Below are 13,368 nucleotides of genomic sequence, written 5' to 3' on the forward strand. Positions count from 1 at the left end.
CTGCGTACCATGGCTCAGCCGCGGGGGGCGTACATGATCACCAGGACGCCGATGAGGCAGATGGCCGAGCCGAGGACGTCCCAGCGGTCCGGGTGGAACTTGTCCACCACCACGCCCCAGAGCAGGGAGCCCGCCACGAACACGCCTCCGTAGGCGGCGAGGATGCGGCCGAAGTGGGCGTCCGGCTGCAACGTGGCGACGAACCCGTACAGGCCGAGAGTGATCACCCCGGCCCCGATCCACAGCAGCCCGCGCTGCTCTCTGACTCCCTGCCAGATCAGCCAGGCCCCGCCGATCTCGGCGAGCGCCGCGAGCACGAACAGCAGGAGGGAGCGCGTGACCGTCACGGGTCCGACTGTAGGGGGTCGCCGCCGCGGAGCCGATCCCGCTCGGCGAACGGCAGCGGGCAGCGCGGGCTCAGCCGAGCTTCTGGGCCGCCTTGATCGCACGGAGCGCGACCACGGTCTCCGGCGGATACAGCCGATGGCCGCCGTTCGTCCGGCGCGGCTCTCGTAGCAGGCCACGCCGATGGTAGTAACACAACGTCTGCGCGTTGACCCCTGCGGCCCTGGCGACCTCACCGGTGCGCAACCACCCGCCGTTCACGGCGAGACCCGCGGGGCGCTCCGCGACGCGCGAGCCTGGAGGCCGTCGAGCACGCCGACGTGGGCGGAGGACACCTTCACGTCCAGGACCATGCCGTCAGCGGTGAGGGAGCCAGGGGTGAGGGAGAAGGTGAAGAAGGAGCAGCAGCTCGTCTCCCTGGCGGTCAGGTCGCGCGCGGTCTCCTCCACCTGGGGTCCGCCGTCCAGTGTGAGCCGCAGGTGCGTCGGTCCCATCCGCTCCAGCCCCCGCAGGGCCGTCGCGAACAGCTCGTCGAACTCCGCCACGCGCAGCGGGCGTTCCTCGGTCGGCAGAGTGCATTCCGCCGGCGCCCATTCCATGGTGCCCTCCAGATGCCGTGAACGTGCCTGTGCTCGACGGTAACCCTGTACCTGGGTACGGGATGCAACCCCGGCCGTCGTGGCAGGCTGTCAGCGTGCGGATTGTCTTGCTCGGCCCGGTTCAGGTCCACGGCGACGACGCGAAGCCTGTCGAGATCGCCGGTGCCCGGTTGCGTATGTTGCTGGCCCGGCTGGCTCTGGAGGCGGGTCGTCCCGTGTCCGCCGACTCGCTCATCGACGATCTGTGGGGTGCCGAGGCGCCTGCCGGGGCGTCGGCGGCGTTGCAGGGGCTGGTGTCCCGGCTGCGCCGGGCCCTGGTGGGGACGGGGACGGTGGAGCTGGTGGCGGGAGGCTACCGGCTGCCCGTACGGGCCGAGGACGTGGACGCGCACCGGTTCGAGGAGCTGGCCGGGCAGGGCCGGAGGGAGCTGGCGGCGGGCCGGCTCCAGGAGGCCGCCGCCTTGTCCGGCGCCGCCCTGGACCTGTGGCGGGGCACGGCGCTGGCGGACGTGCTGGAGGCCCCGTTCGCCCGCAACGCCGCCACGCGGCTGGACGAGCTGCGGGTCGCGGCCCTGGAGGACCGCTGCGACGCGGAGGTGCGGCTGGGCAGGCACGCCGAGGTGCCGGCGGATCTCCGTGCGGTGGCCGCCGCGCACCCTCTGCGCGAGCGTACGGCCGAGCTGCGGATGCGGGCCCTGTCAGCGGCGGGACGCCAGTCGGACGCCCTGGCGGTGTACGAGGAGATCCGCGGCAGGCTGGGCGAGGAGCTCGGCGTCGATCCGTCGCCCGAGCTGCAGGAGGTCCATCTGGCATTGCTGCGCGGCGAGCTGGACCGGCCGGTGGTGCCGCCCGAGGCGGCGGCGAGCCGGCTGCCGGCGCAGCTCACCAGCTTCGTCGGCAGGGAGGACGAGCTCGACCGGCTCGCCGAGCTGATGGCCGCCTCCCGGCTGGTCACGATCGTCGGGCCCGGAGGGGCCGGCAAGACGAGGCTGTCGCTGGAGGCGGCGTCCCGTGACCGGGCCTGCGGGCGCGGCCGGGTGTGGTTCGTGCCCCTGGCCGGCGTGGGACAGCCGGACCAGCTCGCCGACGCGGTGCTCGGCGCGCTCGGCGGTCTGTACGGCAGCGGGCAGCCGCAGCAGGCCGATCCGGCGGACCGGATGGTCGAGCGGCTCGACGTCGGCGACGCCGTACTGCTGCTGGACAACTGCGAGCACCTGGTCGAGGACGTGGCGGCGCTGGCCGATCAGCTGCTGGAGCGGTTGCCGCAGCTGAGAATCCTGGCCACCAGCAGGGAGCCGCTGGCGATCACCGGTGAGTCGCTGTGCCACCTGGGCCCACTGGATGTGCCCTCCGGGGAGCCGGAGCTGGAGGAGGCGGCCGGGGCGGCGGGGGTGCGTCTGTTCGTCGACCGGGCCGCGAGCGTGCGGCCGGGGTTCGCACTCGACGCGTCCACGGTGGACGCCGTGGTGGAGATCTGCCGCCGGCTCGACGGGATGCCACTGGCCCTGGAGCTGGCGGCGGCGAAGCTGCGCTCGATGGGCGTGCAGCAGATCGCCCGCCGGCTGGACGACCGGTTCCGGTTGCTGACCTCGGGCAGCAGGACCGCGCTGCCGCGCCAGCGCACGCTGCTGGCCCTGGTCGAGTGGAGCTGGGACCTGCTGGACGAGCCCGAGCGGGTGCTGGCGCGCAGGCTGTCGGCGTTCCCGGGCGGTGCGAGCCTGACGGCGCTGGAGGCGGTCTGCCCGGACGAGTCGCTGCCGGCGGAGGACGTGCTGTACGTGGTCGGCTCCCTGGTGGAGAAGTCCATCGTCCAGCAGGCCGGCGACCGCTACCACATGCTGGAGACGATCAGGGCCTACGCCGCCTCCCGGCTGGCCGCATCGGGTGACGACGTGACCACCCGGTTCGCCGACCACTTCCTGGCGCTGGCCGAGGAGCACGAGCCGCTGCTGCGCACCAGGGACCAGCTCCGCGCGATCGCCGTCTTCGACGCCGAGTACGACAACATGGCCTTCGGGCTGCGGACGGCCCTGGAGGCCGGGGACGCGCCCAGGGCGGCCGAGTTCGTCAGGTCCCTGTTCTGGTACTGGGGACTCAGAGGGATGACCACCCAGTACTCGACGTCCGTGGCCGAGGTGCTCAGGCTCGGCGACGCGCTGCCCGCCCAGGTTCGTGCCGCCTTCAGCGTGGTGCAGAGCGCCGCCGGCCCGGTCGTCGCCGCTGAGAACGTCGCGGACACCGACGCTACGGCCACGATGGCGTTCCACCCCGCGCTGCCGATGCTGCGGATGGCGCAGCTGGCGTCCGTCGCGGGCAGCTCCGAGCTGGTGGAACTCCAGCTCAAGGAGGCGCTGAGCTCCCCGGACCCCTGGGTACGGGCCAGTGTGCTGTGGACGCAGGACCACATCCGGGTGGAGGAGGGCGATCTGACGACCGGCACCCGGATCAGGCAGGAGGCCTTACGCGGCTTCGAGGAGGCCGGCGACCGGTGGGGACTGGTGATGACCCTGCTCCGCATCAGCCGCGACCACTCGCTGCGGGCCGAGCACGACGAGTCCGTCGCCGCCGCGCAGCGGGCGGTCGCGATCAGCTCCGAACTGGACACGGAGCTGCACCTCTACTGGACGAGGACCAGGCTCGCGCGGGAGCGGATGAACAGCGGCGACCTGGACGGCGCGCTGCGGGACATCCACGCCGCCCTGCGCCAGGCCAAGGAGCGCGGCCACCGGCGCATCGAGGCGAACATGCTGTCCTCCCTGGCCACCGCGTACCGCCTGTCGAAGGACGTAGAGCGGGCGGACGGGGCCCTGGACCGGATGGAGGAGCTGGCCAAGCGGCTGCCGTCGTTCGAGGGACTGCCGAGCGACGCGGTCGCCGGCTTCAGGATGTGCAACCGGCTCGCCGAGGGAGCGGCGGGGCCGGCGCGTGAGCTGCTGCCCGGCCTCATCCGCGTGATGTTCGCCCACGGCCACGCGAACGGCCTGTCCTGGGCCGCGGAGCTGCTGGGCTGGCTGCTGGCGCTGGAGGACGACCCGGCCGGGGCCGCCACGGCGCTGGGGATGAGCGCGGTCATCCGCGGCTGGTTCGACGAGGGCGACCCGGAGTTGCGCGTGGTGGTCGCCGGCCTCGTCGAGCGGCTGGGCGAGGACGCGTACCGGTCGGCCTACCGCCGGGGCGCGGAGATGCCGAGGCGGGAGGCGCTGGACCGGCTGGTCGCGCTCGGCGGCCGGCCGGTCAGCCCGTGAACGGTCAGACGGCGTTCCTACGATAGGCCCGCATCGCCGGCGGGAAGAAGACGGCCGCCACCGCGGCCATCCACGCCAGGGTGGTGGCGGTCTACGGGTTCGCGGTGGGCGCCCTCGTCCGGGCCGTGGTACGCCGTCTGCGTCAGCGGCGCGCCGTCCCGGCGTAGCGGCGCAGGTGGGCGGCCGCCGTGGCGAGGTCGGCGGCTGCCGTCGCGCAGGCGGCGACGTGGGCCTCGACGGCCTGGCACAGCCAGGGCGGCGCGACGCCGGCGGCCTTCAGCCCGGCCTCCATCGCGCGCAGGCGCTCGGCGCATTCGGCGAGCGCGCGGGCGTCGGACTCCAGGACCACGGCGTGGGCGGCGATGACCAGGGGCCCTCGGGGGACCAGATCCTGGGGCGCAGGGCGTTCGGCGGGCATCGTGGGATCGGCGGGCATCGGTCCTCCGGTCAGGGGGCCGGCACCGGGACGGCGGCGTCCCGGAGCGTCCGGCGGGTGGTGGCCGACAGGCACAGCAGCGGGCGCGCGCCGTCGAGGCCCAGCTCGCGTAACCGGCGGGCCAGCGGATCGGCCGAGCGCGGCTCGACGGCCAGCCGCAGCCGTGGAACGGGATGCAGACGGGCCGCGCCGCGGGCGCGCACGGACGAGCGCAGCGTCGTGCCCGCCGCCCGCGCGTAGCCGACCAGGTCGCGGTCGCCCACGGGGAGTCCGGGGCCGAGGCGCCCGCCAAGGGTGAGCAGCCGGTCCCCGGGGGCGCCGACGGCGACGCGCACGGACCTCGCGGTCAGCTCGAACTCCAGCGGCGCCAGGTACGGCTCCCCACCCCACAACCGCGGCGCCAGCGCGGAGACGGCGGCGGCGTCCACCACGGAGCCGGCCAGGAAGCCACCCGAGCGCCGCCGGTCGGCGCCACGCGCCAGATCCGGCCAGACGAGCATCGGCGGCGCCGCCGACGACCGCCACGGGCCGGGCACGACGACGCCGAGGTGCAGCTCGCGGTAGGCGCCCACGCTCGTACGACGGTTCCAGGCGGCGTGCAGGGCGACGACGGCGCGTCCGGCCACCCGCACGGCCGGGCCCAGCCCGGTGCCCTTCAGCAGCGCCGCCGCCGCGCCCGCGTCCGCGGCGAAGTACGCCGTGAGGGCGCTGCCGTCCTGGCACCTGATCGGCAGCTCCACGGGCCCCTCCGGGCCCGGCACCGGGTGGGTGGGCACGGCGAGGAACGGGAATCCCTCGGGCCGGGGAGCCCGGTCGAACAGTTGGTACGCCTGCGTGCGCACCACCGCGCCCCGGTAGGGCGCGAGGCGCCCGTCGATCCGTTCGCGGGCCTCGGGGAGGTCGTCGGCGAGGTTGGCGATGTAACGCTCGACGCTGTGGCAGAGCGGGAACAGGTGCGTGGGGTCGGCGTAGTCCACCACGTACCAGTCGGGGTGCAGGTCGAAGCAGCCGCCCGCGCCCTGCCCGTCGAGGGTGGGGACGATGTCGTGCTGGTTGGTGACGCTGGCGACCCAGGTGCGCGGGTCGGCGGGCCGCTTGAAGTCGACGGGAGAGCCGACCGCGACGGCGTGGGTGACGGTGTAGCGGGCGCAGAATCCCGCGTCCTGCGCGAGGTTCATGACGGCGGCGCCGCCCGCGCTGTGCCCGATGAGGGCCAGCTCGGCGCCCTGGGGCAGGCCGTAGTCGGCGACGGCCAGGGCCACGGCCCGGCTGTAGGGACTGTGGGCCAGCACGGCGCTGCTGAAGGCGCCGAGCAGGTCCTGGGGCGAGTCGTGGTCGGGCCGGCCCGCCCGCATGCCGGGCGCCTGGACGACGTGGCGCACCATCCCGTCGGGGCCCTCGACGCTCTGGATGAGCATCCGGCCCGTCGTGCCGACCGCGCTGATGTTGCGCAGGAAGCCGAGGAGGGATCCCTTCGCGGCCAGTCGCGCGGACTCGGCCTCGGGCAGCTCGATCCGGCGCGCGGCCCCCTCCCCCGTGTCGAGGGCGGCGACGGCCCGGTTGCTCATGCCGGTGATCGGGTCGGCCGTGGCGAAGCCCGTTCCGGTGGCGATCAGCCAGGCGGTCGCGTCATTGAGCGGGTTCTCGTCCAGCAGCGCCCGCAGGGCGAGGACCTCGCCGAAGACCGGGGCGAGCTGGCTCAGCACGCGCACCGCGCCGCGGTCCCTGAGCAGCGCGCGCAGCGCGCGGACGGCCTCAAGGTCGCGGTCGGCGGCGGCGGCCTCGATGAGCCGGTCCAGCATGGGGTCGCCGGTCAGCTCGGGGTGGTCGGCGGCGACGGCGGCGATCCGCAGCCGCAGCGAGGTGGCCAGCACGCGTACGGCCAGGCTCTCCGCGCCCGCCAGGGTGCCGAGCGAGGCGGCCAGGGCGCCCAGCCTGCCGCCGGCGGGCGCGTAGCCGAGGCCGCGGCCGTTGGTGATCGCGCGCAGCAGCGCGCCGTGGGCCCGGCAGCCGGCCGAGGGCGCGCGCGGCAGCGCGCGGAGGGCGGCTCCGTCGGTGAGCGCGGCCGTGGCGTGGACCGCCGCGTCCCGGATCACGACGCCGATGTCGGCCAGCTCGCGGGCCGCGGCGCGCAGCGGCTCCGGCTCCGGGCCGGTCTCGCCGCTCACCGATCCGCGCCCCACGACATGCTGACGAAGCGGGGCCGGGGGTCCTCCGGGACGTTGCGGTGCAGCACGTCCGACAGCGATCTCGTGGTGGCGATGACCCGCAGGCCGGTCGGCGAGAAGGTCGCGGCGTTGAACACCCGGGGGGCCAGCAGGGGGTTCGTCAGCGCCTGGGAGAAGGCGTCGATAGCGATGATCTTGGTGAGCAGCGGCGGCAGGATGGCGCCGGGGGCGCCGGGCTCCTCGGCGAACAGGCCGACGTACAGGTCGAGGTCGTCCACACTCCGGTAGAGCTCACGCAGCGCGCCGCTGACCCGCTCGTCGCCGGAGACCTGCTCGAACCGGCGCACCGGGGGGAAGCGGCAGTGCTCGCGGTAGCGGTTGTAGGAGGCCAGCGCGAGGGTCCGCGAGTCGGCGATGCTGGCCGCGTCGACCTCCCTCAGCAGGGGGTCGGTGTTGAACAGCCCGAGGCGGCCGGCGCGCTGGCGGGAGGCGTCCTCGAAGAGCCGGCCGAGGCCGTGCTCGGGGATCAGCGCGCCGCCGAGCAGGGTCTGCTCCATCGGCAGCTCGTGGCCGCCCACGCAGAGCCGGGAGGGGATCAGGCTGTGCCAGCGGTAGACGAGGTTGAACTCCACCGAGGCCCAGTTCTCGCGGTGCCAGGGCGCGTGGGCCAGCAGGGACGACAGCCGCGGGTCGAGGGTGAAGCGGAAGTGGTAGGGCGTGATGTGGTTGATGTACTCCTCGACCACCAGCTTGATCAGCAGCACGATGAGGACGTTGCGGGCCGTCTGGAACAGCCGCTCGTCGTCCCAGCGCGGGTGACTCTCGGCGAGCAGGCGCGCCACCCTGTTGTGCTCGCGCAGGAACAGCACCGTGAGCATGGTGAAGCCGAGCTGGATGTTGCCGCGGTCGCTGCCCGTCGCGAACAGGGTGTCGCGCTGGGCGTCGGTCAGCTCGTCGAAGCGGATGACGCTCAGCGGGGCGAACTCCGGCTTGATCTTGCCGTTCTCGCACAGCTGGGGCGGGAACTCCCCGCCGTCGACGATCCGGCTCTTGAGCAGCCCGCCGTCGAACGCGCGCAGCGCCGCCGTCGCGTCCTCGCGGAGGCCGTACAGCTGGTTCAGGTCGATGTGGTGGTTGGAGCTGTTCCTACGGGGGTCGCGCGGGATGTTGACGTCACCGCGCAGGAAGCCGTCGGTGAACCACTGGGCGAAGTAGGCGAACAGCACCGTGGAGCGCGGGCAGGGGATCATGGTCTCGCCGCGGGTGAACAGCTCGGCGGCCCGCTCGGGGCTGGGCCGGCCGTCGTCGGACGCGGCGGCCGGGGGCAGGTGCCTGCCGCTGTAGGTGCGGTCGGTCAGCGAGGCCCAGGACGTGTAGCCCGCCATGGTGCTCAGCGGCTCGGGCCGTGGGGGCATCTCGCGGATCGCGTGGTCGATCAGCGAGGCGTTGAGGCGCCGCCGCAGGGGCTGGACGGCCTGGACGAGGTCCCAGAACGGCCGGCCGTTGGTCAGCGCCAGGAACCTGAGCCGGTTGACGGCCCCGTCGGTGGCGATGGTCCGTGCCGTCGTCATCATTCCTGCCCTTCGGGGCCGAGCCCCAGGACGAAGCGGTCGGGGAAGATCCCGTGGGAGCGGGCGACCCGGCCTTCCGGCGGTGGCAGCAGACGCACACCGGGGCGCAGCAGCAGGCGGCGCACGACCTCGCAGACGACGACCCTGGCGGGATGGACGCCGAGGCAGGCGTGGTGGCCGTGGCCGAAGAACAGCTGCTGGTGGCCGGGCCGGTCGAGGCGGAACTCGCCGGGCTCCGCCACCACGTCCGCGTCGAACATGGCCGAGGCCGGCGCGGCCAGCACGAACGTGCCCGCGGGGATCGGCGTGGCGCGCGGGGTGCCCGCGGCCAGGACGTGGTCGCGCTCGCACAGCCGGGGAAGCAGCTTGAAGAACGGGTTGAACCGCAGCGCCTCCCAGACGTACCCGTCGAAGCGGGCGGGGTCGGGGTCGCGGGCCGCCTCGACGGCCTGCGCCAGCACCGGCGGGCGCAGCAGGAGCTGCTCGACCGCCTCGGCCATGGCCCCGGGCGCGCTCTCCACGAACCCCAGCGGCAGGCCGGCCATGTTGACCACGACGCGCTCGTCGTTCAGGCCGATCCCGGCGGGCAGGGTGGTGCCGGCGAGCCGGCCGAAGACGGTGTCGGGCAGGTCGTGTCCCGCCCGTCGCGCGGCCCTGAGCTCGGCGAGCCGGCCGCGCAGGTACGCCGTCATCTCCGCGCCCGCCTGGACCGAGGCGGACTGGACGTCCGGGTCGCCGAGGAAGTTGGCGAAGCCGTCGGTGACGATGGCCCGGGTCCACCGGGACAGGGTCTGCGCGTCGGGGCCGGGGAAGCCGAAGTACTGCGCGCAGACGCCGAGCGCGACATGGCGGAACAGCGAGTGGACCGCCTCGACGCGGCCGTCCGGCCAGGCGGCGTCCAGCGCCTCGTCGGCCAGGCGCCCGGCCAGCTCGCGCACGCCGTCCACGTCGCGCGGGTCGAGCATGACCCGCATCAGGCCCTTGTCGCGCCAGTTCATCGCCGTGGCGTCCCGGCCCAGCATGAAGGGGCCGCCCAGCGCGGCGTCGAGGCGCGGGCCGAAGGCGCGCACCGAGAAGACCGACTCGCGGGAGAGCACCTCGATGACGTCGGCGAAGCGGGTCACGACCGTGAAGGCGGGCGTGACGAGGATCGGCCGCCGCTCGCGGAGCTCGGCGAACAGGGCGCGCCAGTCCGTGCGCATCCACTCGCGGACCAGGCCGAACGCGGACGTCGGGTCGCGGGCCAGCGCCTCGTCGTACCTCTCCAGATAGCCGCCCGTGGTCGTCTGACCGACAGCACCCATGCGTGGACCCTTCCGTCTGAAGCCGGAGCGAACAGAGATCATCACGTTCTGTAGCCACAATCTAGACAGGGACGGCCCACCGGCTCATGGCTACGGTGTGCAGTGTTTTGACTCCTCTAAGTGATGAGAACGTCACTCCGAGGCCATTGCCGGGAGCCGGGGAGGCGGCCGTTCAATGAGGAGCCGCATCCGTCTTCGCGATCATGGGAGGTAGCGTGACCTCGTCGGCCATCCCGCAGCCGGGCTCGGGCACGGCGGAGACGGTGACGGTCACCACCGGCCGCCGGACCGTCTACCTGGTCGTCCTCGTGGTGCTTCCCGTGCTGCTGCTGGGCCTCGCCGTGCCCGCCGTCTGGGGATGGGGCATCGGCCCGCAGGACGTGGTCATCGCGGTCGTGATGTACCTGGTCAGCATCTTCGGGATCGCCGTCGGCTACCACCGGCTCTTCACCCACCGGGCGTTCAGGTGCCGCCGGCCGCTGCGTGTCGCGCTCATGCTGGCCGGCGGCATGGCGGTCGAGGGCCCGGTCACCCTGTGGACGGCCGAGCACCGGCGTCACCACAAGTACGCCGACCGCGAGGGCGACCCGCACTCGCCGTGGCGCTACGGCGACGACGGCCTGGCCCTGCTGCGCGGCATGGCGCACGCCCACGTCGGCTGGTTCTGGACCGCGCGCCGGCGCTCCAGCCCCCGGCACTGGGTGCCGGACCTGCTGGCCGATCCGGACGTGCGGCGCTTCGACGCCGCCTACCCGGCGGTCGTGGCGTTGTCGTTCGCGCTGCCGGCCGTGGCGGGCGGGCTGTGGTCGATGTCGTGGGCGGGCGCGTGGACCGCGTTCTTCTGGGGCGGGCTGGTCCGCTACGCCGTGGTGCACCACGTCACGTGGTCGGTGAACTCGGTCGCGCACACCTTCGGCGACCGGCCGTTCCGGACCCGGGACCGCTCCTCGAACGTGTGGTGGGTGGCGTTGCTGACACTCGGCGAGGGCTGGCACAACTGGCACCACGTGGAGCCCACCTGCGCGCGTCATGGGGTGCTCAAGGGGCAGCTCGACCCGAGCGCGCGGCTGATCCGCTGGTTCGAGGCCGCGGGCTGGGCGTACGGCGTGCACTGGCCGGACCCGGGCCGCCTGACGGCCCGCCGCGCCGGCGGGAACAGAGAACGGCCCCACGGCGGGTGACGGCTCCGGCCGGACACCTGTCATCATCCTGCCGAGATCCGCTCGAATCTCCCGTCCGGGCGTATGGTGGCCGTACGGCCAACGACGCGCGAGGATGCATCATCAGCGAATACTTCACCTCATCCCCAACGCCCCGGGCACGGCGCCGCGTGACCGAGACGGCCATCCTCGGCGCCCGCCCCCAGCCTCCGGCGGACGTCGAGCACTGGACCTGCCTCCACGGTCGGCACGCGGGGCAGGGCTGTGTGACGTGTTATCAGGAGGCGGTCGAGGCCGATCCGGCGCTGCCGGTGTGGGAGGTCGCGGTGTGGTTCACCTCCCCCCGGCCGATCCCGATCAGGGCCCTGCACGACGTGCACCGCCACGACCGCCACTTCGCGATCGACCAGCCGTCCACTCCGCTGATCTTCCTGCTGACGGGCCAGGCCCGGGCCGAGCGGGGCGTGGAGGCGGTGGCGGGCCTGGTCGGGTTCCTGGTGCAGAACCGGCACATCGTGGACGAGTTCACCGTGACGGAGGTCCGCGCCGTCCACTCCCTGACGGCCTGACCCGGTCCTACTTCGACAGGTACAGGACCTTCCAGGTGCCCGCGTACAGGCAGGTGTCCGAGGGCCGGGTGGCACTGCTGGGCTGCGCGCAGACCTTCAGCTCGACCTGGTAGACGTCGTGGTGGCTGAAGGAGAACCGCTTCGGGGTGCCGTACGAGCAGTCGCGGACGCTGTGGTGCTTGAACGGCAGGTTGTTCGAGGAGTCCCGGTGCGTGATGCGGAAGACGGCCCAGCCGCAGGTGGAGGTGGCGCGGGTGGAGTCGGTGAGCTTTCCGGTGATCTTGACGGTGTCGGCCGCCGGGATGTCGGCGTGGTCCTCTCCGGAGGCGGTCAGGGCGCCGAGGGCCTTGGCCGCGTGGCCCGGCGCGTAGGAGGGGCCCCAGGGGGTGGCCGTGGCGGCCTGGGCGGCGGGGGTGAACGCGATGAGTGCTGCGGCGAGACCGGACAGGGCCACCAGGGGGCGTGCGATCTTCATGGAGAGTTCCTCTCTCTCGTAGCTGACCGCAATGTCCGCCATACCGCTTTCATGCGGCTTGCGAGCTGACGGACGCCGGACATGCGCGCCCGTCAGGTGACCGTGCAAGGAGCGGCGTTGAGGGTGAACGCCGTGGGCTTCGCGGTGTCGCCCGTGTGGGTGGCCTGGAAGCCGATGCTGGTCGAGGCGCCGGGCGCCAGGGTCGCGTTGTAGGACAGGTTGGCGGCTTTCACCTGGCCGGTGGTGGGGTTGTAGGTGGCGTTCCAGCCGCTGGTGATGGCCTGGCCGGCCGGGAGGGTGAAGGTCAGGGACCAGCCGTTGACGGGCGCGGTGCCGGTGTTGGTGACGGTGAGCGTCTCGGTCAGGCCGGTGTTCCAGGCGTTGGTGGTGACGGTCACGCGGCACGCGCCCGGCGCGGGAGTGACTGTGGGCGTGGGGGTCGGCGTGGGGGTCGGCCCGCCCGTGGTGAGGCCCATGAAGTCGAGGGCCATCGCGGCCATCCCCGAGACCAGGATGTTGTGGGTGCCGCCCTCGACGCTGATCCCCTCGACCGGGGCCGTGACGCCGGTGCCGCCGTAGCGGGTGCGGGTCCAGGCGGGCCGCGGGTGGTCGGTGAGCGCGGGGGTCTGGCCGGCGCCGAGCACGTTCGTCCACTGCTTGAGCTGCTCGCCGAAGTTGGCGTAGCTCAGCGTGGTGTCGTTCGTGCCGTACCAGACCTGCATGCGCGGGCGCGGCCCGGTGTAGCCGGGATAGGCGGCGCGGACCAGGTCGCCCCACTGCTGCGGGGTCTTGATGAGGTTGCCGCTCGAACAGGTGCTGTTCCACATCGAGCCGTCGGTGGTGGCGAAGCAGCCGAACGGCACGCCGGCGAACGCCGCCCCGGCCTTGAACACGTCCGGGTAGTCGCCGAGCAGGACGTTCGTCATCATCGCGCCCGACGACAGGCCCGTGGCGTACACGCGGCCCGCGTCGGCGTTCCGGTGCTGGATCTCCCACTGGACCATGGAGACGATGCCCGCCGGGTCGCTGTTGCCGTTGTGGGTCAGGGCGCCCGGTGTCGAGACGTCGAAGCACAGGCTGCTGCGCGTCACCGACGGGTACACCACGATGAAGCCGTACCGGTCGGCCAGCGACGCGAACTCGGTGCCGGAGTGCATCGCCGGGCCCGAGCCGCCGCAGTAGTGGGCGACCACGAGGACGGCCGGGCGCGCGGTGACGCTCGCCGGGACGTACTCGTACATGCGGAGGTTCGTCGGATTCGCCCCGAAGCCGGTCACCTCGGTCAGCGCCGCCGCCGACGTGGGGAGCGCGGAGGCGAGCCAGCCGCAGACCGCCACCGCGAGGGTGACGAGCATCGCCATGACCTTCGTCGTCGTCCTCATCGCCGCGCGGCCTCCTCAGGCTTCGGGTGGCCCGCACGCTAGGGAGGTGCGGCGGGGGCGTCAACGCGGCGGCCGGGCGCGCGTCCGCCACCTCGGCGCGCCGCTGAAACTTTC

The 13,368-nt window shown here is 73.5% G+C and carries 12 protein-coding genes; 3 read left to right on the top strand and 9 right to left on the bottom strand.

Annotation, left to right across the window (positions count from 1 at the left end):
* Positions 1-14: 14 nt before the first annotated feature.
* The 3 genes from AB0H64_RS37825 to AB0H64_RS37835 form a co-directional block, all read right to left on the bottom strand.
* Positions 15-347, bottom strand: a complete 333-nt coding sequence (locus AB0H64_RS37825) for a YnfA family protein (RefSeq protein ID WP_357634648.1) — start codon at positions 345-347, stop codon at positions 15-17.
* 70 nt (positions 348-417) lie between these two features.
* Positions 418-606 (bottom strand): MerR family transcriptional regulator, encoded by a 189-nt coding sequence (locus AB0H64_RS37830; protein WP_357634650.1) that lies wholly within the window; start codon positions 604-606, stop codon positions 418-420.
* Positions 603-944 carry a hypothetical protein gene (locus AB0H64_RS37835; RefSeq protein ID WP_357634653.1) on the bottom strand — a complete coding sequence of 114 codons (342 nt, stop codon included), beginning with the start codon at positions 942-944 and terminating at the stop codon, positions 603-605. The genes AB0H64_RS37830 and AB0H64_RS37835 overlap by 4 nt, the downstream gene beginning before the upstream one ends.
* A gap of 95 nt (positions 945-1,039) precedes the next feature.
* On the opposite strand from AB0H64_RS37835, the gene AB0H64_RS37840 reads away from it, so the two are divergent.
* A complete protein-coding gene (locus AB0H64_RS37840; protein WP_357634656.1) occupies positions 1,040-4,189 on the top strand; it encodes a BTAD domain-containing putative transcriptional regulator in 3,150 nt (1,049 codons plus the stop codon).
* 142 nt (positions 4,190-4,331) lie between these two features.
* Here the strand turns inward: AB0H64_RS37840 and AB0H64_RS37845 are convergent, their stop codons facing one another.
* From AB0H64_RS37845 to AB0H64_RS37860, 4 genes are read right to left on the bottom strand one after another with little or no spacing between them, the layout of a single operon-like run.
* A complete protein-coding gene (locus AB0H64_RS37845) occupies positions 4,332-4,625 on the bottom strand; it encodes a hypothetical protein (protein ID WP_357634659.1) in 294 nt (97 codons plus the stop codon).
* 11 nt (positions 4,626-4,636) lie between these two features.
* Positions 4,637-6,793, bottom strand: a complete 2,157-nt coding sequence (locus AB0H64_RS37850; RefSeq protein ID WP_357634661.1) for a hypothetical protein — start codon at positions 6,791-6,793, stop codon at positions 4,637-4,639.
* Positions 6,790-8,367 (bottom strand): peroxidase family protein, encoded by a 1,578-nt coding sequence (locus AB0H64_RS37855; protein ID WP_357634663.1) that lies wholly within the window; start codon positions 8,365-8,367, stop codon positions 6,790-6,792. Before AB0H64_RS37855 ends, AB0H64_RS37850 begins: the two co-directional genes overlap by 4 nt.
* Positions 8,364-9,668: a cytochrome P450 gene (locus AB0H64_RS37860; protein WP_357634666.1), complete on the bottom strand. Its 1,305-nt coding sequence runs from the start codon at positions 9,666-9,668 to the stop codon at positions 8,364-8,366. Before AB0H64_RS37860 ends, AB0H64_RS37855 begins: the two co-directional genes overlap by 4 nt.
* 215 nt (positions 9,669-9,883) lie before the next feature.
* On the opposite strand from AB0H64_RS37860, the gene AB0H64_RS37865 reads away from it, so the two are divergent.
* Both AB0H64_RS37865 and AB0H64_RS37870 read left to right on the top strand, forming a co-directional pair.
* Positions 9,884-10,849, top strand: coding sequence for an acyl-CoA desaturase (locus AB0H64_RS37865; protein ID WP_357634669.1), 966 nt, complete (start codon positions 9,884-9,886; stop codon positions 10,847-10,849).
* A gap of 149 nt (positions 10,850-10,998) precedes the next feature.
* Complete coding sequence (locus AB0H64_RS37870) at positions 10,999-11,397, top strand: hypothetical protein (RefSeq protein ID WP_357634672.1); 399 nt, start codon at positions 10,999-11,001, stop codon at positions 11,395-11,397.
* A 7-nt stretch (positions 11,398-11,404) separates the two neighbouring features.
* Here the strand turns inward: AB0H64_RS37870 and AB0H64_RS37875 are convergent, their stop codons facing one another.
* Positions 11,405-11,872 (bottom strand): hypothetical protein, encoded by a 468-nt coding sequence (locus AB0H64_RS37875; protein ID WP_357634675.1) that lies wholly within the window; start codon positions 11,870-11,872, stop codon positions 11,405-11,407.
* 92 nt (positions 11,873-11,964) lie between these two features.
* A complete protein-coding gene (locus tag AB0H64_RS37880) occupies positions 11,965-13,254 on the bottom strand; it encodes a PHB depolymerase family esterase (RefSeq protein WP_357634677.1) in 1,290 nt (429 codons plus the stop codon).
* Positions 13,255-13,368: the final 114 nt, after the last annotated feature.

Origin of the sequence: Nonomuraea sp. NPDC050733 (assembly GCF_040654215.1) — a bacterium.
Classification (GTDB): Bacteria; Actinomycetota; Actinomycetes; order Streptosporangiales; family Streptosporangiaceae; genus Nonomuraea.